The organism is Ruegeria sp. I1, assembly GCF_056532675.1.
This window is the reverse complement of sequence record NZ_JBQFNM010000013.1, coordinates 1-20,258: the sequence shown is the minus strand read 5'-3', so window position 1 is coordinate 20,258 and position 20,258 is coordinate 1. Positions and strand designations below refer to the sequence as shown.

Sequence of the window (20,258 nt, the reverse complement as noted above, 5' to 3'; positions counted from 1 at the left end):
ACGCATGAAGAAAGTGAAGACGGATATCCTGGTGATCGGAGCCGGATCGGGCGGGTTGTCAGTTGCCGCAGGAGCTGCACAGATGGGGGCCGACGTGATCCTGCTGGAAGGCCACAAGATGGGTGGTGACTGCCTGAACTTTGGCTGCGTCCCGTCAAAGGCGCTGATCGCAAGTGGTAAAGCGGCTCACGCGCAGGGGCACGCCACGTCGTTTGGAGTGGCGAATGTTGTGCCTCAGGTCGACTATGGTGCAGCGAAAGATCACGTTCATGATGTAATCTCTCAGATCGAGCCGATGGACAGTCAGGAGCGGTTCGAGGGCTTTGGCGTGACAGTCATCCGAGAGTTTGGCACCTTCCTGTCGCCAACCGAGGTGCAGGCCGGGGACACCGTGATCACCGCGCGCCGTGTTGTGATTGCGACCGGGTCAATTCCGTTGGTCCCTCCGATCCCCGGTTTGGAAAATGTGCCGTATTATACCAACGAGACCGTTTTCGATCTGCGCGACAAACCGGACCATCTGCTGATCATCGGTGGAGGGCCTATCGGCATGGAAATGGCGCAAGCGCATATCCGGTTTGGCTGCAAAGTTACAGTGATCGAAGGCATGAAGGCGCTGAGCAAGGATGACCCTGAGGCTGCGGCCGTGGTTGTGGACACCTTGAGGGCAGAAGGCATCGATATCCGCGAGCAAGCCATGGTCGCTCAGATACGTGGTGAGGGCGGTAAGATCGAAGTTGTGACTGAGAACGGCGATATCATTTCAGGCACCCATCTGTTGATGGCTGCCGGGCGCAAGGCGAATGTGGATCGTCTGAACCTTGAGGCTGCTGGTATCGACCGAACACGCACCGGTATCCAGGTTGACGACGCTCTACGCACGACCAACCGCAAGGTTTATGCGATTGGCGATGTCGCAGGTGGGCTGCAATTTACTCATGTTGCAGGGTATCATGCTGGCATCATTATTCGGTCAGCTTTGTTCGGACTGCCCTCAAAAGCCAAAACAGCGCATATTCCTTGGGCAACCTATACCGACCCGGAACTCGCTCAGGTCGGTTTGACAGAGGTGCAAGCCCGCGAACAACATGGTGAGGCGATGGAAATTGCCCGGTTTGACTATCACCATAATGACCGCGCGATTTCTGAACGAAAGACCAAGGGTTTCATCAAGGTGATGGTCGTCAAAGGCCGCCCGGTTGGTGCAACAATCGTGGGACATCAGGCCGGAGAGTTGATCAACTTGTGGTCTCTGGCGCTGGCCAATAATCTCAAGATGGGTCAGATCGCCGCGATGGTTTCGCCTTATCCGACGATCGGAGAGCTTAACAAACGCGTCGCGGGTGCTTATTTCTCGCCGAGGCTGTTTGAGAATCAGACAGTTAAACGTGTGGTCAGGTTCGTCCAGCGCTGGATTCCCTGACACAAAGAAGGAGCGTCAATTGAACTCTCTGTCGGGCCGTTTCCTGATCTTGACGACGGTCTTCGTGATGCTGGCCGAAATCCTGATCTTTGTCCCGTCAATCGCGCGCTTCCGGGAAGACTTTCTGCTAAACCGGCTGGAGCGCGCACAGATCGCATCTCTGGCGCTATTGGCCGACGACATGCTTGCCGATGAGCTTGAGGCCGAACTGCTGGAAAACGCGGGTGTTTATAATGTCGTGCTCAGGCGTGATGAGGTTCGGCAGTTGATGCTGTCCTCACCCATCCCTGAGCAGATCACCAATACTTACGATCTGCGGGATGCAGGCCCCTGGATTCTGATCCGTGACGCGATGACCCGGATATTCACCGTCGAAAACGAAGTTATCCGTGTGATCGGCGAACCTGTCAAACGGGCTGGTTTGTTGATCGAAGTGACCATGGAAAGCGCGCCCTTGCGGATGGCGATGGTGGACTATGGTCTTCGAATCCTTGGCCTGTCATTCGTGATCTCGATCATAACGGCGTCGTTGTTGTTTCTCGCAGTACGTATTGTTCTTGTTCGTCCGATCAAAAGTGTTGTCGGCTATATGCAGCGCTATGCTAGCGCGCCCGAGGATGCGCGTGGCATCATCTCGCCAAGTTCGAAAGTGACCGAGCTGCGGGAGGCGGAAGAAGCCTTGCAGATGTTGCAAACGGACCTGACACAGGCGTTGAAACAGCGCGAACGATTGGCACAATTGGGTGGTGCCGTGGCTAAGGTCAGCCACGATTTGCGGAATATTCTGACGTCGGCGCAGCTTTTTACAGACCGGATTGAGGCGAGCGATGATCCGTTGGTCAAACGCATGGCGCCGAAGCTGGTCAACTCGATCACCCGAGCGGTTTCCCTGTGCGAAAGCACACTGGCTTTTGGCCGTGCAGAAGAACCCGCACCGACACTGTACATGGTCAAGGTTCGCGAAATTGCTGCGGACGTGGCTGCAAGCGAGCAATTGGCGGTGGCCGATGCCTGTGTCGAGATTGTGAACGAAGTACCGGACGACTTGGTCGCACGTGCCGACCCTGAGCAATTGTACCGAGTCATCATGAACCTTGTCCGCAATGCGCGACAGGCGCTGGTCGCCTCTGGAAAACCGGGTCGGATCGTCATCGTGGGGTGCGAGCTGGAGAGCACCTGGTGCATCGAAGTCAGCGATACAGGACCCGGCCTGCCGCCCAAAGCGCGTGAAAACCTGTTCACCCCGTTTGAGGGTGGTGTGCGTAAAGGCGGATCTGGCCTAGGTCTTGCAATTTCGCAGGAACTGGTGCGCGGCCATGGCGGGGATCTGGTGCTGAAAGACACCGGACCCGATGGAACGACCTTTGAAATAAGGCTGCCCCGCGGAGACGAGACTTTTTGAGGATTTTTTACAGAATCGACTTGCACGTCCACCGTGCCGGGTCTAAATAGCGCCTCACCAACGCGGACCGATAGCTCAGCTGGATAGAGTACTTGACTACGAATCAAGGGGTCGGGGGTTCGAATCCTCCTCGGTCCGCCACTTGGTGATATTCCAAAATCTTGGTGAGACGCACTAGGTTGTATAAACCTCTGTGTTTTATGGCCATAGCCACGCTGGTGGGTTTCATTGGATTTTATCCGATAGCACAAGTATGCTTTCATTGAGTGGTATATTTTGTGGTATTTTCATGTCCGCACTCGGCGGGAAGCTGACAAAGAAGCTGGTTGAGAATCTTGGCCCTGGTCGGCATGGTGACGGCTCTGGCTTGTACCTTGTTGTTGATCCATCGGGTGCACGGCGCTGGATCGTGCGTGTAACGGTCAAAGGACAGAAGAACCGCAAGGGCGCTCCGCTGCGCACGGATTTCGGGTTAGGTGGCGCTGATGTCGTCACACTAAACCAGGCTCGAGAAAGAGCCCTCGAATATCGACGCATGGCAAAGTCCGGGCTGAACCCGCGTTTCAACGCCCAGCGTGAAATCCCGACCTTTGAGGAACTCAGCCGACAAGTTCACATTGACCGCCTGCCAACATGGAAGAATGCCAAACACGGCCAGCAATGGCTCAACACCTTGCGCGACTATGCGTTCCCAAAGATCGGGCGCATGCCAGTCGACAGCATTGATCAGCCCGAAGTGTTGATGTGCCTGTCCCCCATCTGGACCGAGAAACACGAAACCGCAAAGCGACTGTCGCAGCGGATCAAGACGGTGCTCGATGTGGCAAAGTCCAAGGGCTTCCGCTCGGGCGAGAACCCGGTGACCGCTATCCGCGAAGGTAAAGTGCTGCCAACCGTCAAAGCCAAGGTCCAGCACCATGACGCGATGCCGTGGCAGGAAGTGTCCGCATTCTATGCCGAGCTACAGACCCGTTCAGCCATGGCCGCCAAGGCGCTGCAGTTCACCATTCTGACCGCCTGCCGAACCTCAGAGGTGCTAGAGATGAAGTGGCCCGAGGTTGATGTCGATGCGCGCCTGTGGACCATACCAGCGGAGCGCATGAAAGGTGGTCAGGTCCATCGCGTGCCTCTCACCGACGAAATGCTGGCCATTCTGGAACCGCTGCGCGCGCTGGCCTCTGACTATGTGTTCGAGGGGCAGAAGCGGCATCAGCCCCTGTCAAACATGTCCATGCTGATGCTGCTGCGCCGGATGCGACAGGATGGCGTTACCGTGCATGGCTTTCGCAGCTCGTTTCGAGATTGGGCGGCGGAAGCTGCAGGTGCACCACGCGAACTGGCAGAGGCGGCCTTGGCCCATCAGGTTGGGTCAGACGTGGAGCGGGCCTACGCGCGAACGGATTTGTTAGAAAGGCGACGGGAAATGATGAATACTTGGTGCAATTACGTATGTGAGCGCACAGAAAGGGCTTCGAACTGATGTTCAGCCCGATCGGCACAGTTAGCTTACTCGAATTAAGAGGGAAGTTTGGTGAAATACTCTCCTATTGGGAAAACAGAAACGTCTTTCATGAGATTTGTAGGGAACTAGGGTACGAATACGAAGATGTAGACGGGGTACCCTATCTTCGCGATCGGAGAGAACCTGATGGTTCCGTGTCTCCGGCGCCGACGCACTTTGGTGCGTCAGCCTTCGAATACGTTATAGAAGACGTTTTCAAGTTGTTTTTGTTTGGAACGGACCGATTTTATCTTTGTTCGCCGAGTGGTAAAAAAATGGTGGGCTCTAATCTGTTCCTTGAGCTCCTCGACTTGAATTATGAGGCAGAGGAGTTCCCAGAATTTATTAGAAACAACCACGACTCTCAGTGGATTTTCTTGGAGTACCCATCGTACCTAATTTCTGCGAAAAGCTGGGACAGATTTTCCAAAGAATTTTTGATCGAGAACGACCTGATTGATCCCGACTATGTTCTGCCAATTGCTGAGAGGGTCAGATCGTTTGAAGGTTGGAGCCTGTGCGTTGTAGAGGATGATATACCAAAAACGGCACAGGATTGCTTGTCCTTGGTGGCATTCAATCGGGAGAAAAGACCAACCTCTAAACGAGGCAGACCATCATTGGAAAAAGCAAGAGCCGCCTTCGCCGCGATGGGGAACGACAAAGGATCGTTGTCTTGGACGCAAGTCCAAAACCGACTAGAGAACCAGACCGGGCAGCGGCCTTCACCTAAAACACTTCGAGACTGGCGCGACGCGGCGTCGAATCCCCCCGGGAAAAAATAGGGGGAAGACTGGGGCCAAACTTTTCATTTTTCCCCGACTAGCTCGTTAGGGGAAAATGGTTCCAATTTAGTGCCATCGCAACTGATCCAAGAGGATTTCAACGATGGCAAACGTCTTCAATGACGACCGGGTCTATTTCCCAGAAGACCCTGAAATGCAATTGCTGGGAAACCGCGAAAAGCTGGCTCAATAGCGCCACCGCATGTGTGGTCCGGCCTTTATCCGCATAGGTCGGCGGATCGCCTATCACGGCGCCGATCTGAACGCCTGGCTGACGGCCCGGCGCACCGATCCCAACAACGAGGCTGCATAATGAAAAACCCCAACTCCAAGCGTGGAGATGGGGCTTTTCCAGTGACATCAACTGCCACCCTAGCAAGTCCAGTTGATGCCACAGGATGCCCTGTGCCGACAAGACAAAACGAACGCCGGTACTACTGGTCGCCCCTGAGCCACTCGGTGGAACGGGTGATCGTGCGGAAAGGACGGATTGAGCATGGCTGAAATGTCCATTTCCAAGTCGATCAATGCCGGTCACGACAGGGAGCCGCACACTGGCCCTCTTTCGCGAACCGATCATCGGGAAACTGCTGAGAACTACAGCGGTGAACTCTTTCGCTACGGTGTTTATCGCGTCGCCGTATGCCGGGACGGTATCCAATGGCTGTTTCAGCGCCAGAGACCCCAATTTCCGACCGGGGGAGCGGCGTGGGACACGCTCGGGTACTGTGTATCCAAATCCAGCCTCACCCGACTCGTCCGGGCGCATATCGGCTGTGACATTCCTGAACTGGATGCATTGCCCGCGCGTTTCCAGCGGAGGTGTCGCGATGAGTAGGCGGCGGTCTCCCAAAGGCAAACGGTCGGATGAGGGCCAGTTCGTTTATCTGCCCTACGCCATAATCAAGTCCCCGGCGTGGCGAGCGTTGTCTGGGCCTGCTGTGAAGCTCTGGCTGGAGCTTCATACCCGCTTCAACGGCGGCAACAACGGCAAAGTGTTCCTGTCGATGAACGAGGCGGCAGAGATCCTGGGATTGGGCAAGGCCACTGTTCAGCGTGCCTTCGACGATCTGCAGGACAAAGGCTTCCTCGTGCTGAAGCAGGAAGGCAACTGGTATCACCGTCGCGCCCACGAATGGCGGCTGACGACCAAGGCGACGCAGACCCGATCCGGCAAGAAAGCAGCCACCAATGACTGGCGGTTCTGGCAGCCCGAAAAAACAATACGCGGTTCTGAGACGGACCCGTCAGCAACTTCTGTGGTTCCGTTCGAGAACCCAAAGACTTTCCATGGTTCCAAATCAGAACCCGTCAGATCGATTTTGCGTCGGTCCATCGGTTCTGAATCGGAACACTAATACTAACCACTCCCTGTTACGCGAGGCGGACATGAGCAAGACACAGAAAGACAAAGGCAACGATCTGCAGACAAAGGGCTTCAACCTCACGGATGCGGAGACCAATGCGATTGTCGATCTGAGGGAACGGAAGAAATCGCGCGTTCGGGCACCGGACATCCAGTTGGACTTCGATGAAGATACACGCAGGCTCACGGTTGGGCACAAGGGAAAAGACCCAAAGGCGGCATGTGCCTTGGCCATGTATGAGCTCGGCACGGCGGATTACCGGTTCTTCGAAGGTGTCATGGACCAGGTGGCTGTGCTCGGACAACAAGGCAGCTCAGTCTCCGAGACCGCATCCAATTTCGTGATGTCGGTTGTTGCAGGTATCCGGCCAGAGGATGAGATCGAAGCGATGCTGGCCATTCAAATGGGCGCGATCCACCAGGCGACGATGATGATGGCGCGCAGGCTCAATCACGTCGAAACCCTCCCTCAGCAAGACTCGGCTGAAAGGGCACTGAATAAACTTGCGCGGACCTTCGCGAGCCAGATTGAAACCCTGAAACGGTACCGCTCCAAGGCAGATCAGACCGTCCGCGTCGAACGCGTCGAGGTCAAAGAAGGTGGGCAGGCCATTGTCGGCAACGTCCAAAACGGGGGGCGGTCGGATGACAAAAAATGACGATAACCTCATGGACCCTACGAAAAGACTCAATGATGCGCCCAGATGCACCGCCACAGCCAAGTCCACTGGCAAGCGGTGCCGTGCCCCCGCCGTTCAAGGTTGGAGTGTTTGTCGCATGCATGGGGCCAGAGGTGGGCATGCTGCTGGGCCAAGCCATCCGTCATGGAAACATGGGGAACGGTCGCAGAGCGCGAACCAGGCCCGCAAAGCCGTTAACTACTTGATCCAATGGGGACGAAAACTGGAGTAGCAACTCAATTGAGTTAGTAGAGAATTGTGATAAGGCTATGCTCACGTTAACCGAAACCAGCCAGATGACTACTTTGAAATCAGCCGTACAAAGCTGGATTTAACGCTGCTTTCGTTTAACCGAAATGATGCATCCAGAGTGTTTTGGATGCCGTGCAGGTACATCCCGTGCCATTGCGTCAACGTTTCCAAGGTGCCGTGACGCTCCGTTGCTCAGCAATACGCCTCGACCAGCATCATACCGGCGCTGTCCAAATCCGCTGGCAACGCATTCCCAGTTTTCCTTGGCCGCTGTGTTGCGGAATCTCGGTAGATCGTGCGGGTCATGCCGTCCGGGCGTTGCTGCGACGTGATCGTGTTTCTTTGAACTGCTTTGGTAGGTTGAATGGTGAGTCACTTGTGTTGGGCCAGGTTGCTGAACAGTACCTGTTGTCGGCCTCGGCCTTGGGCGCATGATTGTCACGACGCCTTGTGGCTGCGTATGTCCGGGGACGGCGACATGAGTTGCCGTAGGTCTTGGCGTTAACTGTGGAACCTGGCCGGGAACCGCTGTGGGAACCGGATTTGGGGTCGCGGTTGGGACAAGCGGTGGCACAGCAGATTGACCGGTAGGCTGAGGCGGCACCTGACCAGGAACGGCGACTGGTATTTGGTTGGGTGTCGCCGTTGGCACAAGGGGCGGCACACTAGGCTGAGGCGGGACCTGGCCAGGAACAGCTATCGGAACTTGATTTGGGGTTGCAGTCGGAACTTGCGGCGGCACAGCAGTAGGCCCGGTAGCCAATGGCGGAACCTGATTGGGAACGGCTGTCGGAACCCGGTTTGGCGTCGGATTTGGCACCAAAGGCGGAACTAGGGTCGGCGCTGCGACGGGTGTTGGAACTTGACCGGGAACCGCTATCGGCGTCGCGATTGGAACCCGACCGGGAATTGCATTCGGGACCGCGCTAGGCGCTAGGACCGGCACAGTAACTGACGTGGGTGTTTGCTGCGTTCCCTTAGGTGGCAACTGATTTGCCACCGGCTGCGTTGGACCGGTAATTTGGTTGCCTGCCCCTTGCCCGCCAGCTTGCCCACATCCTTGGCTCGATTGGTGCGGGTTCCCTACACCACGGCACCACCCATAATGATTGCCGCGGGCAACTACCTGCGTAGCGACCAGCTCAGCGACCAAACAAGCTGCGGCAATTATTGCAATGCGGTTCCGTTTCATAACATCCTCACCAACTTGTTGTCAGAGCAAGATACGCGCCAGGATCGCCAGAGTCGGTCAAGGGACCGTCTCTCAAAGGGACACCGACATATCCGGACAGGATTAGGTTTTGCTTAAACTCAATGTCTAAACCCAGACCTGTCGAGGCCAGTGTAGCATTATCAACTTCAAAACTCGCAGGGTCATTGTTCGAGATGTAACCCACGTCGAAAAAGACAAAGGGCGTCAAGCGATGAATGCTTTGGGAACTCGGAAAGTAGGAGTGAGACACTTCGAAAATCGCGGATATCCCTGAATCACCATCCACTTCGTCAAACCGATATCCACGCAAAGCATAACGATCACCAAGGAAGTACTCCTCGACCGAGGGCAGCCGGTCGGTTGTGTACTGCCCCCAAATCTCATTGCGCCAAGCTGTGTTGGGCGACAAGCTCGTTAGCGGGCTTTCGTATCCGATGCCGCCCCGCAGATGCCAGAATGAAGAATCTCCATCGTCAAAATTTGCGTCCGTCGTGTCGTTGTCATTATCGCCAAAAGATAGGGTTAGCCCCGCTTCCAGAGCCTGTCCTTTTGGATAGTTTTGTCCGTAGAGATATGTCAGGCCAACGACACTCGCGTCACTGGATAGTGGAACACCGCCACTGACTGAGTCCGCTTCGGAAACGCGATAATCCAGCAGAAGATACCCATAGCGAGCCACATCGCGGATCACGGGGTATCCCAACGCGAGGGTGAAGTTCTCGCCATCAACATCTGTTCTTGCAAAATCCCCCGAGAGGTCACGTTTTGCGTTTATGTTTCCGTAGAAAATCTCACCGTACAGACCATTGCTGTTCAGCGGCGTGCGATAGGTAACAGCGCCCCACAAAGAGTGTTCGTCGTCTTTGTCCCAATTGTAGTTGCCTGACCCCTCAAATCGCAGCAAATCCCCGACGGTCAGCGTCGAATAATATTCTTGTACGATATAGAAACTGAGCGCTTCTCCAAGCTCACGCGGAGGGTTGTCGAGTGTCGCGCTGCCGGCTTGTTTGAGTAGAGGGTCTCCCAATACTCTCAGCCGCGCACCACCCTGGTCCGGGTAGTCAAGTTCGGTCGACACGTCCAAGTCGGGTATGTCCTCGGCCAACATAACCGCACGCTCAAATCGTTTAAGAGTTATTGGATATGCTGTAGTGAGGGGGCGAAAGATCTTTTCTAGGGTTTGGAACGTGCGTGTATCTACACCTTCAATTTCGATGGTTTGAATACGCCCTTCATCAACAACTATGCTCTGCCCATCGGGACCAGGCCACGCCTCAGCCAAGAAGTAACCGTCTTCTCGGTAGATCTGCGTGATCGTTGATGCGACCTCCGCCGCCGTGATGCGCCCCGACCGATCAAAGGCCAACTGACCGGCAAACGTTAACAGCTCATCGGTATCGTACACCGTTACACCGCTGACAGAGTGCTGGGATGCGATGTCCCAGGTTTGGGCAATACTGTTTTTCGACACGGATATCACGGCCACGAAAGTGCATAACACCGTAAAAACAACCGAGTTGAATAGGCGCATTATCGACAACCTTAAGATGACTGAGCTTATTTGCAACCAATCCTAATACGAGGTTAGAAGGGACCAACTTAGAAGCATTTGAGTTTAATTGTTGTTGATGCTTTTTGAACACATAACATTTTGAGTGAGTTTATGCTGTTTAATAGAAAGCTGCTCACTGGCGGGACCTAAGCTGTTGGCTCTAGTTGATGCCCGCTACGCTCGAATTGGCATCGCGCTTGTAGTGTTTGTTGAAAGCGTTTGTAGTTTATTCAGACGGAGGTTTACAAATTTTAAAGAACTGCACCGAGGCTTCCAGAGATCGAAAACAGTACGTTGTTCTCAGGGGCCAATCGTCACTTCACAAGCCAAGCCACCTAGGCGCTCCGATGTTCTAAGTTCTAGCTTCCCACCATATGCAGCCAATAAATCGACCGAGATAGACAGACCCAAACCTGTTCCCTTGACAGAGGTATCCAGCCGACTGCCGGAACGAAGGACTTCAAGTCTGGCATGTTCTGGGATTCCAGGCCCATCGTCCTCAACGCAAATCTCGATACCGCTTTCCGTTCGCCTCACAGTGATTTGGAATGTTGTTCGGCTCCACTTGAGCGCATTGTCGAGGAGATTTCCGATCACTTCTTCAATGTCCTGAGGATCCATGCGGACAAGAAGACCTGCCTCGTTGTCTGACACCAGGGTCTTCCCCTCGCGTTCCGCCATAACCGAGAATAGCCGGGACAGTCGTTCGACCGAGTTCGACAGGTCTGTCCTAGAATGGGTTAGCTCTCCAGTGTTTGAAGCACGCATGCGCGCGAGCGAACGGCCAAGCTGAGCGTCAATTCGAGATAACGCCTCTTCCGCAGGCTCTGTGTGTACGCCGGCTTCAGACAGATCCGCCAATTCGTTTCGTAAGATGGCTGTCGGCGTTTTCAGAGCGTGCGCCAGATCCGCTGCCTGCCTTCGCGAACCGGAGACGATCTCTCGGTTTCGATGCAGCAGTTTATTGAGGTCTTCTACCAGAGGCGAAACCTCATCCGGGTAGTCTGCGGGCACCAATTCATCACCCCGATCCCAGCGATGAGCGACATCGGCACGCAACTTCCTGAGGGGGCCAATAATGGCGGACATCAATAAAAGTGAACTGGCCACTCCGATCAAACCGATCAATCCGAAAACCGAGAGCAGGTATCTTTGTGCGGCACTGCGTTCGTCGATCAGTTGGCTCCTGCTTTCGGCGACAGTTACACCCCACTCCGTTCCGTCTTCGAACGTAATTTTTTGATAGACGCTGCGAACGGCCTCGTTGTCCGGACCTGTAGTGTTCCAAATGATTGTTTCGCCACTTGCGCGCGGAGGCTCGGAAATCGTTTCGTCAAAAAGCGAGGCAGAGGTATAGATGGCGCCAGTACCGTCTGTTACTTGCCAATACCGCCCTGAGTAGGGCGTACCATAGGCCGGGTCGAATACAAACTGCCGCAAGGTTTCAGGGTCATCCGTAGTCGCACTTAGGCCAACGACAACTTGCGTATGATGGTCTTGCAGCGCACTGTCGAACTGATCCAGGACGCGCGCATTGATGTAGGAAAACACCACCAGCGTACCAACGCCTACAGACAACGCACCCGAGGCGATACCTCCGAGCAAGGCCCGTTGGCGTAACGACAGCATTAGGCAGGATCAATCATATAGCCCCGTCCCCTGACGGTTGTGATCAAATCAGAGCCCAGTTTTTTGCGCAGACGCGTAACGAATACAGCGATTGTGTTGGAGTCCCGGTCGCCGTCATATTCGTAGATGTGTTCGGACAATTCTGTACGCGACACCATCCGACCGATATTATGCGCAAGATAAGTGAGCACCGCGATCTCCTGCGCAGTCAAATCGACCGGGATTCCTCCGACGCTGACCCGACCGTTTCTAGTGTCTAACACCACGTTCCCCATTTCGATTACAGGGTTCAGCTGACCGCTTTGCCTGCGCAAGATCGCCCGCACCCGTGCGGCCAGTTCAGGCATGTGAAATGGCTTTGTCATATAGTCATCTGCGCCCGCATCCAGACCGTCGACACGTTCGCTCCAGCCATCTCGGGCCGTCAAGATCAAGACCGGGGTTTTGACGCCCGCGTTACGCCATTCCCGCAGGACCGAGATACCGTCGCGTTCGGGCAGGCCGATGTCGAGGATGATCATGTCATAAGGTTCAGTCGACCCCAGATGCAGGGCATCCGTACCATTGGTTGCCACGTCGACCACGCGGCCCTCGGAGCCCAACAGCTTTTTGACTTGTTCACAAAGCTGGGGTTCGTCTTCAGCAAGGAGAATTCGCATATTCGGAGACTATATCTAAAACGCGGTCAGCTTCACGCTATTTCTTACCGCCGCCATTGCCGTTGCCGCCGCCGTTACCACCGCCGTTGCCGCCACCGTTACCTCCGCCATTGCCGCCGCCATTGCCGCCGCCATTGCCGCCGCCGTTACCGCCGCCATTGCCTCCGCCGTTACCGCCGCCATTGCCTCCGCCATTGCCTCCGCCATTGCCTCCGCCATTGCCGTTACCATTTCCGCCGCCATTGCTGTTGCCACGGCTAGTGCTGTTCCCGCGAGTCGCAGAGGCGCTTTGACCAATACTGCTTTTGGACTTGGAGGCTGTGGAGCGTGCGGCTTTGGAGATTTCGCGTCCGACACTTGAATTATTCGACACGACGGCGCCGGTTTGGGCGTCCACAATTACGCTGACGATCTTTCCGCCCGGCTTCTTGACCAGAATGCGATAGTAAATCTTGTCGGTTTGGAAGGCGCGTGCATCAACGGGGGTCCCACCGATGGCTTTTTCGACACCTTTGATGACACGTTTCAACCGGATTGCGCTTCCCGACAGAGTTGCCATGCGCAGTTCAGACTGTTTGAGTTCGCGCGCCTCGGCCACCGCTTGTCCTCCGGACAAGGCGCTCAGCAACGCTGCAACCAACAATAAAGCTTTGGTTTGCATAGAACCCTCATACTCTTGGGCCGAGACTACAGGGCCGGATGTGAACCGGCGATGAACAAGCAGTTAGCCCTGCGTTCAAGCACGCTCAAGTTAAATGAAGTCCAGCCTTGTTGATTCGAACATGGATCAAACGGCCAGAACACGGCATCTAGGTTCAGTTTTTCGATAGCTGTTGCTGTGAGTTTTTTAGGAGATTGAGATGAACATCACCAAGTGCGGACTGTTGAAAGCCTCGACAATAGCGATTGCCCTTTTGGGTTCGACGGCCATTGTGACCACTGTTGCAGCTCCTGATTTTGCCTATGCAAAGCAAGGCAATGGCAACGGCAAGGGTGGTGGGAACGGCAATGGTAACGGCGGCGGAAACGGCAATGGCAACGGTGGTGGAAACGGCAACGGTAATGGCGGTGGGAACGGCAACGGGGCGAAGGGATCTGGCGGAGATCACAGCACGGTTGGCAAGGACGCCAGCGGAAGCAAGGCCGGAAATTCCAGATCAGGAAAAACAAAGTCTCGCTCTGCCGGGGTTGGTCAGAAAAAAGGCGGTGGGTTCTCTCTGAAAGATCTGTTCGGTGGGAAAAAGAAAGCGCGTAAAACAGAAGCCGCCGCGACGGGTGCTAACAAAACGCACGGGACCCGTAAGACCAAGGCACCAAAATCCTCAGCGCAGACTGTCATTGTGGACGAGTCAAAGCGCCCCGTATCTCGTGCTAAGGGCAATCGTATGGCCGCGTTGCTTGGTGCCCATCCATCGGAACTGGGCGCGCTGAATGCTGCCAACGCCAGCCCCACTGCACTGGCCAATGCTGCGCCGAATTCGCGCGTTGGCAGAATAGCCACCTACCGAGACACGGTGTTGGCCGGTGAACCCTTACGTGAGGATCTGGTCGAGCAGCTAGAGGTTTTAGCGGGGCTGGAGCCACCGGAGCGCCCATTGCAAGATATCGAAGATGATTTGGAAACTGCGCTGTCTGAAGTTCAAGAAAACCAGAACAAAGTACAAGAGCTTGAACAGGCCTTGGCTGAAGCGGGCGGAACAGATCCCAACATCGAAGCGCAGCTTGAAGAGGCTCAGGCCGCTTTGGATGCCTCAATTGATGAAGCGCAAGACCTGGGCGACAAAAGACAGGCTGCCATCGATTACAATGACGCGGTCGAAGAGGTGGAAGAACTGACAGAGCTTGTTGAAGAACAGGATCTAGCCGAGCGCGAAGCGTTGGAAGCGGCGGCCAACAAACCTGTAACTGACGCCGTCGAAGAACAGGTCAAAGCCCTTTTGGGATTATAACCCGAAGCCTTTAGGCCCTTGTTGATCTACACTTTGGGCGTGCCGACCGTAGGCGCGCCCAGAGATGTTTTGACGATTTCTGAAGCTGAAACGCGTTTTCTGGTGATAGTGTCGCCCATCCAAAACAAATCCCACCCCAAATGATGGGGTGGGATCGGGGGACAATTCTGATGTTTAGGGTGAATATCGAGAATTGTTCGGGGGGGTCAACTGATCTGCCTTCAGGCGTCCTGACGAGCCTCGGAGAGCCGCATGTTTTTGGTGATTTCGGTTAGTGCATTTTCGATAGGAGGGAAGCGGTCATTGCTCGAATTGATCAAGGTTTGCAGACGCTCGTCGGCAGCTTTGCCGGAGGTCTGCATTGCAGCTGGTGTGCCACAGTCTTTAGTCACAAAGGCAGGCTTGACCATGTTGTTCCCCTTGTTTTCGTCAAACGATACACATGTCGTTCGATCCAATTCAGGGACTATGACTCAGCGTGGTTGAACGCACCGAGAATATGCTGTTCATGTTCGGTTAATATTGTTTACGGAATAAAAACAAATGAATTCTCTGGTTGTGGGACCGTTCGATTGCCACCTTTTAACTTAACGGTTTGGAAGGTCGCTAGGTGAGGATGATGCATCAGTCGAACCATCGCCTCAGATCCAAAGATGCTAGCCGCAAGCCAGTCTCCGCCTATGGGTTAGGCAAACCGTGACCGGAAGCATACTTAAAATTTTAAAGCAAATGAGGCCCCAAAAGATGAAAACAACTTTAGTAATCGCGGTAACACTGTCTGCCATTCAGACTGCGCCGGTTGCGGGTGCGAGTTTCGACTTACAGACCCTTGGGCTTGGACTACTTATTAGTTCACATACCGCAGTGCAGCCTGTTCTCGTGAAATCGAAGGTGGGACATTGTCCACCTGGCTTGGCCAAAAAAGCAATTCCATGCGTGCCGCCAGGCCAAGTAAAACGATATCGGGTTGGGGACTACATCTACGATGGGTACGTACCTATCGACAATCCCAGCCGATATGGACTACGGCGAAACGGCTACTATGTGCGTGCTGGAGACTATGTTTATCAGGTGAACCGAGAGACGCACGAGGTGTTGAACCTGATAGGCGCCATAGCTGATATACTTAACTAACGGCCTTCTTCTCAGACCAAATATGCCTGGTATCAGGCCTTTCGGACGCGAACCACGACAAGAGACAACGGGCTCAAACCGGTCATCTGCCGGTTCTGGTGGGGTCAAACGCATTGAACGCAGCCGCGCTCCTCCGGTTCTGCGACGGTCTAGCCCAAGAACTAGTCACAGATCATGACGCCATCCTGTAATGGCTGCAGCGCTACTCCGAAAAGCACTAAACGTTGCCTGAGCAGCGTTGCTACGTACCGATCATTGATTTACGATTTTTTTGGATGCTCGAGAAAATTTTAAAGAAGCTAGAAAGTCAAAGTTTTACAGCAAGGCCTTCCAAAAGGACGAGTCACTCATTCGCCCTTGATGTCGACAAATGGCTGGTGAGCGAATCTTCGAGGCCGCAGCCGGAACGAAAGCAAAGTCCAGCACATCGAACAATCTCATAAGATATCAACTGTCACCTTCCTGCAAATCGACGCACAATTTGAACCACAATGCCATCGGGGACTGTTATTGAAGATCTGTTCTGAGGTCGGTTGTACGCTGGCGCGTTGCCTGAGCTCCAATACACCGAAGTCATGAGATTTTACGCACCTCAAAACTCCTCTCTTAGCCTGCCTTCCGGACATCGCTTTCCGCAGGGCAAGTACGAGATGCTCCATAAGCTACTGCTGAAAGATAGTATTCTTCAGGAGGCGCAGCTGGCAGAGTCTTTGCCAGCCAGCGATGAATCAATAAGGCGCGCGCACGCCGCCGGATTTGTCGCGCAGTTTGAAATCGGGGAACTCGAAGAAAAAGCCATGAAACGGATTGGCTTTCCGTGGAGCCTGGAATTAGTGAGGCGCGTTCGCGCAACGGCCGGTGGCGCAATAGCCGCTGCTGAGACAGCTCATGAGTACGGTATATCGGGGCAGCTCGCTGGTGGCACGCATCATGCCCATCCAACGTTTGGATCTGGCTATTGCGTCTACAACGATCAGGCCGTCGCGGCGCTCCACCTGCTTGCGACTCGCAAGGCCGAAAGGGTCGCAATCATTGATCTTGATGTTCATCAGGGTGACGGCAGCGCCGCGATTTTCGCTGCCAATCCATCGGTCTTCGTCTTTTCGATGCACGGCGAAAAGAATTTTCCGTTCCGGAAGTTTCCGGCGGATCTCGATGTTGCCCTTCCAGATGGCACCGGCGATGAGGACTACCTACGCTCCTTAACCAACCACTTGCCCGCCGTATTCGAATTTCGCCCCGACCTCATTCTATACCAGGCAGGTGTTGATCCGCTGGCAGAAGACCGGCTAGGGCGGCTTGCGTTGACCCATAATGGCCTCATCCAGCGCGATCGGGCCGTTCTACACGCCTGCAAAGGCCGTGGCATCCCAGTTTCAATGGCAATCGGCGGTGGCTATGCCGACCCAATCGATGCTTCCGTCACGGCCTATGCCAATACCTACCGGGTCGCAAAGAAACTTCACCGATTTTGACAACAGATATGATCTTTGTGGTTCGTCATTCTAACTGTGTATCGATGGTCCGCACTGAGCCCAAATTCACGGATGCCGAGCTTTGTGCAGATGTAGGGAAAGCGGACGAAGTTGACATTTACAGCATAGACAAGATTTGATGACAAAGATAAGAACAATACATGAACAAATTACTTTGTGTACAAGCCTACAACAATGCTTGGGCGAACCATAGGCTGGGGGTCGCCTGCTCTTTGTTATCAAAGAGCGAACTTGAAAAGGAAAGAGAGAGCTTCTTTGGCTCGATCATCGCCACCCTCAATCACATTCTGATTGTAGATTGGTTCTACGTTTCCGCGTTGGAAGGTCGGTGCATTGGCCTAAGCGCTTTCGACAATCGCATACCTTGCCCCAACATAGGTAATCTCATTGAAGAACAGCGAAAAATTGACCAACGCTTTGTGTCTACCTGCTCAGATGCAAGTACTGACCTAGGAGCTAAGCCTGTCGAGATGATACGCGGTGGCAACATTCAGACCGAGCGCTTTGACAGAACTTTTCTACATCTTATCCAGCATCAAATTCACCATCGTGGACAAGTCCACTCTATGTTATCAGCGACGAGCGTCGCACCGCCTCAGCTTGATGAGTTTTATCTCGCTTGGGAGCCAGATCGACAACTGCGTGCACCTGACTTGGAGCAGATGAGCACCTCGGAAAAAGACATCTGGGACTGACAGTTTGGGCTCGAAGAAGGCCTTCGCTTTACTCTAAATGAGTGTCTGTTATACATTTCTTATCGTGCGTCCCATTGCATTCAAGCCTTTGGCTTTGAATCGCGAGTGTCTAACCTCAGTGTGGTATATTTAGTGGTATTTGTTTGAGTTTTTGAATTTTAATGTTTTACTATGAGGTACTTATATAGAAAGTATAGTTGCTCCTCGGGAAGTCGAACTCTATGGTTTGACCTGCCCCTAGATTCTCCCCCAGCTAACAAGCAGTTGCCATCTAGTTGTAAGAATTTGGATTTATCGATGGCAAGATCGGAAAAGCGGGTTACCTTTGATTGAGCAGCTACCAACCGATCGCCGTCAAGACGTTCAGTACCGGCTGATCTATGTTCCGAAAAGTCGTTCCTGAGTTTCTATCTGGGACCATCAAGGAATTTGGTGGAGGCCGAAAGTGTTCATCACTTGATGCCGGTTGAAACGGGTTTGGTGAATATATTGGATAGGTCTGGTTCAGACCGGTTCGGATACGCAAACTTCCTGAGGTGAGCGCCACGGCAAGTGGCTGAGAATTGTTTGCATAGTGGTTCCCGACAAGCTCATTGCCCTGTGCATCCTCAACGAGAACGCCAAAAGCGCTGGGATGACCGTTCAGGTTTGCAGGAAGGCTTACTTGGGGGTTCAGATTTGGTGGAATTGCCCCAAGCACCGCATTGTTTCCGTAAGAGCCAAAGTTATTCCCATTCACGTCGGCGACCCAAAATAGCCCAACAAACCCTAAACCATGACAGATTTCATGAAGGGCAACTGATTCCAGGTCGTACTGGTCCTGTGCAGGTTGACCCTGGCCTGTGTAGAAGTTCTGCTGACCAAAGATGACTTCCATATCGAACAGGTTTTGCGCTGACAAATCGGCGCCTGCGAGTTTGTCTGCTAACGCACTGGTGTACCAAGTATCTTGGCGCGGAGCGTTGTTGAAGTTCTCGTGGCCACCGGGAATGCACATTCCCAATAGGCCTCCCAATTGTAGATTCCACTGCACATTGACTTTGATATCGATATTGGACTGAAGGTTTGTGGCCTCCCATGTAGCTATAGCGCGGGCAAAAGCAGCTTGCGCGCCTTGAGGCATTCCTTGCGGGTAGGTTACATCAAAATTCATTGTCCATTCTCATCACAATGTTCTTGGATCATCAGAGGGTGTAGCCTACGGTGGAGGGACGACGTGTGTTTTAATGTGCGCTGGTGGCCCACCAGAATAGCCGTAAATGTCTATCCATGCTTCTCCTGTCGGGATCAACGATAGTGGAGTTGGCCAATTTGGTGCGAATGTTGGGCCGGATTCCAACGATAGTGTAGCGGTAAGATTTGTAACGTTCAGAGGAATATTGGTGACCTCTTTACTTGATCCACCGGAGACCTGGCATCCGCCCAAAGGCTGCATCCCATCTTTCCCGGGAATCAAGCCAGTCACAGAGACATTCACGATGTAAGTGCCGCCGTGCTGATTGTCGAAGTACAGAGTAAAGTAGTTCAGGCGATTCACCCATAGCGGAACCAATAAGTTGTCGCCGACGAAGGTGGCGAATTTGAATGCAATCGGTGCATCAACCGATGAGATTTCATCCGAAGAAGCTGGCCAAAGATGCGAGGATATGGTTCCGGTGCTGTTTTCTGAAAAGTATGATCCTTTGAGGCTGGCCTTCGATTTATCACTGTCCGTCATCCCTGCCATTCCATCGACCGACGCCGACATCGAAAAGCTGGAGTTGGTTGACGCTGACCCAACATTCATGCCTGCCTCTGCATAGATCACCTGAGTGATAACCCCGAAGCCCTGTGTGATCTGGCCATTTTGCGTGTAGTTGTTGGCGCTTGCGGTGGACTTTATTAAATCCATGTTGTTTGCAATTTGCACACCGCTGCTGATCTTTGGGCCTTGCAAGAGAACCTTTTTCGATGGCTGGAACTTGGACATCATATCTTGGGAATTGCTAAACGACCACTTAGCCTCCGCTTCGACTTCAACAGTTGTATTTGTGGTCGGATCATGACGTCCACTTATCTTCACCTCACTCCCTGTTTTAGTCACTCCGTTAGTTGTCATGTTCCAGTGGGAGTTGTACGGTTTTGCAGTTAGTTGCGGGGAGTCGATTAGTCCATAAGATGTAAAATCTCCGCTGGTCGCATCAAGGAAGCCCATCATACCTGGTTGGACCGAACTGTTCAGAGTCCAATTGCCCCAGAGCGAGGGAGCCTCATTTCGAACAAGCCCAGTGAAAAGCGCATTCCAATTTAGATTCGACATGTCAAATGGTGCTCCGCTCTAAATAAATTTACGCGACAGCATAATGCTCCAAATACACGCCAATTTGTTAGTAATCGATTCAGGCGGCTTCAGATTATTTTTCGCGAGGAGTATAGTGTACCCGCAACAAAACTTGATCAGCCCCACTTGAGTGGTCCAATTTGATTGTTAGTGCATGATCGGCCTTTGGTCCATCTGGACGATGGTTTCAGGCACCGGCGGC

Annotated in this window: 17 protein-coding genes and 1 tRNA gene; 10 read left to right on the top strand and 8 right to left on the bottom strand. The window is 53.6% G+C overall.

Annotated elements, in window-relative coordinates; translation table 11 throughout:
• Positions 1-4 precede the first annotated feature (4 nt).
• The 5 genes from ACR0DH_RS19065 (at position 5) to ACR0DH_RS19045 (ending at position 5,111) form a co-directional block, all read left to right on the top strand.
• Positions 5-1,423 (top strand): dihydrolipoyl dehydrogenase family protein, encoded by a 1,419-nt coding sequence (locus ACR0DH_RS19065; RefSeq protein WP_480551583.1) that lies wholly within the window; start codon positions 5-7, stop codon positions 1,421-1,423.
• A 19-nt stretch (positions 1,424-1,442) separates the two neighbouring features.
• Complete coding sequence (locus tag ACR0DH_RS19060; RefSeq protein WP_480551581.1) at positions 1,443-2,825, top strand: ATP-binding protein; 1,383 nt, start codon at positions 1,443-1,445, stop codon at positions 2,823-2,825.
• Between the two features lie 64 nt (positions 2,826-2,889).
• Positions 2,890-2,966, top strand: a tRNA-Arg gene (locus ACR0DH_RS19055).
• A gap of 148 nt (positions 2,967-3,114) precedes the next feature.
• A complete protein-coding gene (locus ACR0DH_RS19050; protein ID WP_480551579.1) occupies positions 3,115-4,305 on the top strand; it encodes a tyrosine-type recombinase/integrase in 1,191 nt (396 codons plus the stop codon).
• The gene (locus ACR0DH_RS19045) at positions 4,305-5,111 is read left to right on the top strand and encodes a hypothetical protein (RefSeq protein ID WP_480551578.1); all 807 of its coding nucleotides are present in this window, start codon (positions 4,305-4,307) and stop codon (positions 5,109-5,111) included. Before ACR0DH_RS19050 ends, ACR0DH_RS19045 begins: the two co-directional genes overlap by 1 nt.
• 97 nt (positions 5,112-5,208) lie before the next feature.
• On the opposite strand, the gene ACR0DH_RS19040 is transcribed toward ACR0DH_RS19045, so the two are convergent.
• The gene (locus ACR0DH_RS19040; protein WP_480551576.1) at positions 5,209-5,772 is read right to left on the bottom strand and encodes a hypothetical protein; all 564 of its coding nucleotides are present in this window, start codon (positions 5,770-5,772) and stop codon (positions 5,209-5,211) included.
• A 169-nt stretch (positions 5,773-5,941) separates the two neighbouring features.
• Between ACR0DH_RS19040 and ACR0DH_RS19035 the strand changes: the two genes are divergently transcribed.
• Both ACR0DH_RS19035 and ACR0DH_RS19030 read left to right on the top strand, forming a co-directional pair.
• Positions 5,942-6,469 (top strand): helix-turn-helix domain-containing protein, encoded by a 528-nt coding sequence (locus tag ACR0DH_RS19035; RefSeq protein WP_480551574.1) that lies wholly within the window; start codon positions 5,942-5,944, stop codon positions 6,467-6,469.
• 31 nt (positions 6,470-6,500) lie between these two features.
• Entirely contained in the window at positions 6,501-7,136 is a 636-nt protein-coding gene (locus ACR0DH_RS19030) for a hypothetical protein (RefSeq protein WP_480551572.1), read from the top strand.
• Positions 7,137-8,608: 1,472 nt separating this feature from the next.
• Here the strand turns inward: ACR0DH_RS19030 and ACR0DH_RS19025 are convergent.
• From ACR0DH_RS19025 to ACR0DH_RS19010, 4 genes are all read right to left on the bottom strand, one after another.
• On the bottom strand, positions 8,609-10,153 hold the full coding sequence (locus ACR0DH_RS19025) for a ShlB/FhaC/HecB family hemolysin secretion/activation protein (RefSeq protein WP_480551571.1): 1,545 nt from the start codon (positions 10,151-10,153) through the stop codon (positions 8,609-8,611).
• 321 nt (positions 10,154-10,474) lie between these two features.
• Complete coding sequence (locus ACR0DH_RS19020; RefSeq protein WP_480551569.1) at positions 10,475-11,725, bottom strand: sensor histidine kinase; 1,251 nt, start codon at positions 11,723-11,725, stop codon at positions 10,475-10,477.
• Between the two features lie 77 nt (positions 11,726-11,802).
• Positions 11,803-12,462 carry a response regulator transcription factor gene (locus ACR0DH_RS19015; protein WP_480545333.1) on the bottom strand — a complete coding sequence of 220 codons (660 nt, stop codon included), beginning with the start codon at positions 12,460-12,462 and terminating at the stop codon, positions 11,803-11,805.
• A 37-nt stretch (positions 12,463-12,499) separates the two neighbouring features.
• Positions 12,500-13,123: a PepSY domain-containing protein gene (locus ACR0DH_RS19010; RefSeq protein ID WP_480551567.1), complete on the bottom strand. Its 624-nt coding sequence runs from the start codon at positions 13,121-13,123 to the stop codon at positions 12,500-12,502.
• Positions 13,124-13,322: 199 nt separating this feature from the next.
• Here ACR0DH_RS19010 and ACR0DH_RS19005 point away from each other — a divergent pair, with 199 nt between their 5' ends.
• On the top strand, positions 13,323-14,411 hold the full coding sequence (locus ACR0DH_RS19005; RefSeq protein WP_480551565.1) for a hypothetical protein: 1,089 nt from the start codon (positions 13,323-13,325) through the stop codon (positions 14,409-14,411).
• Positions 14,412-14,632: 221 nt separating this feature from the next.
• Here the strand turns inward: ACR0DH_RS19005 and ACR0DH_RS19000 are convergent, their stop codons facing one another.
• Complete coding sequence (locus tag ACR0DH_RS19000) at positions 14,633-14,821, bottom strand: hypothetical protein (RefSeq protein ID WP_480551563.1); 189 nt, start codon at positions 14,819-14,821, stop codon at positions 14,633-14,635.
• 1,299 nt (positions 14,822-16,120) lie between these two features.
• Here ACR0DH_RS19000 and ACR0DH_RS18995 point away from each other — a divergent pair.
• A complete protein-coding gene (locus ACR0DH_RS18995; RefSeq protein ID WP_480545325.1) occupies positions 16,121-17,020 on the top strand; it encodes a histone deacetylase family protein in 900 nt (299 codons plus the stop codon).
• A 161-nt stretch (positions 17,021-17,181) separates the two neighbouring features.
• A complete protein-coding gene (locus ACR0DH_RS18990) occupies positions 17,182-17,736 on the top strand; it encodes a DinB family protein (protein WP_480545323.1) in 555 nt (184 codons plus the stop codon).
• A gap of 337 nt (positions 17,737-18,073) precedes the next feature.
• Here ACR0DH_RS18990 and ACR0DH_RS18985 read toward each other — a convergent pair whose 3' ends face one another.
• Both ACR0DH_RS18985 and ACR0DH_RS18980 read right to left on the bottom strand, forming a co-directional pair.
• Positions 18,074-18,889, bottom strand: a complete 816-nt coding sequence (locus ACR0DH_RS18985) for a hypothetical protein (protein WP_480545321.1) — start codon at positions 18,887-18,889, stop codon at positions 18,074-18,076.
• A gap of 45 nt (positions 18,890-18,934) precedes the next feature.
• A complete protein-coding gene (locus tag ACR0DH_RS18980; RefSeq protein ID WP_480551561.1) occupies positions 18,935-20,035 on the bottom strand; it encodes a hypothetical protein in 1,101 nt (366 codons plus the stop codon).
• Positions 20,036-20,258: the final 223 nt, after the last annotated feature.

Excerpts from the sequence above, each read along its gene's own strand:
- ACR0DH_RS19065 (WP_480551583.1), top strand. The coding sequence starts at position 5 with ATGAAGAAAGTGAAGACGGATATCCTGGTGATCGGAGCCGGATCGGGC.
- ACR0DH_RS19050 (WP_480551579.1), top strand. The coding sequence starts at position 3,115 with ATGTCCGCACTCGGCGGGAAGCTGACAAAGAAGCTGGTTGAGAATCTT.
- ACR0DH_RS19045 (WP_480551578.1), top strand. The coding sequence starts at position 4,305 with ATGTTCAGCCCGATCGGCACAGTTAGCTTACTCGAATTAAGAGGGAAG.
- ACR0DH_RS19035 (WP_480551574.1), top strand. The coding sequence starts at position 5,942 with ATGAGTAGGCGGCGGTCTCCCAAAGGCAAACGGTCGGATGAGGGCCAG.
- ACR0DH_RS19030 (WP_480551572.1), top strand. The coding sequence starts at position 6,501 with ATGAGCAAGACACAGAAAGACAAAGGCAACGATCTGCAGACAAAGGGC.
- ACR0DH_RS19025 (WP_480551571.1), bottom strand. The coding sequence starts at position 10,153 with ATGCGCCTATTCAACTCGGTTGTTTTTACGGTGTTATGCACTTTCGTG.
- ACR0DH_RS19015 (WP_480545333.1), bottom strand. The coding sequence starts at position 12,462 with ATGCGAATTCTCCTTGCTGAAGACGAACCCCAGCTTTGTGAACAAGTC.
- ACR0DH_RS19010 (WP_480551567.1), bottom strand. The coding sequence starts at position 13,123 with ATGCAAACCAAAGCTTTATTGTTGGTTGCAGCGTTGCTGAGCGCCTTG.
- ACR0DH_RS19005 (WP_480551565.1), top strand. The coding sequence starts at position 13,323 with ATGAACATCACCAAGTGCGGACTGTTGAAAGCCTCGACAATAGCGATT.
- ACR0DH_RS19000 (WP_480551563.1), bottom strand. The coding sequence starts at position 14,821 with ATGGTCAAGCCTGCCTTTGTGACTAAAGACTGTGGCACACCAGCTGCA.
- ACR0DH_RS18995 (WP_480545325.1), top strand. The coding sequence starts at position 16,121 with ATGAGATTTTACGCACCTCAAAACTCCTCTCTTAGCCTGCCTTCCGGA.
- ACR0DH_RS18990 (WP_480545323.1), top strand. The coding sequence starts at position 17,182 with ATGAACAAATTACTTTGTGTACAAGCCTACAACAATGCTTGGGCGAAC.
- ACR0DH_RS18985 (WP_480545321.1), bottom strand. The coding sequence starts at position 18,889 with ATGAATTTTGATGTAACCTACCCGCAAGGAATGCCTCAAGGCGCGCAA.
- ACR0DH_RS18980 (WP_480551561.1), bottom strand. The coding sequence starts at position 20,035 with ATGTCGAATCTAAATTGGAATGCGCTTTTCACTGGGCTTGTTCGAAAT.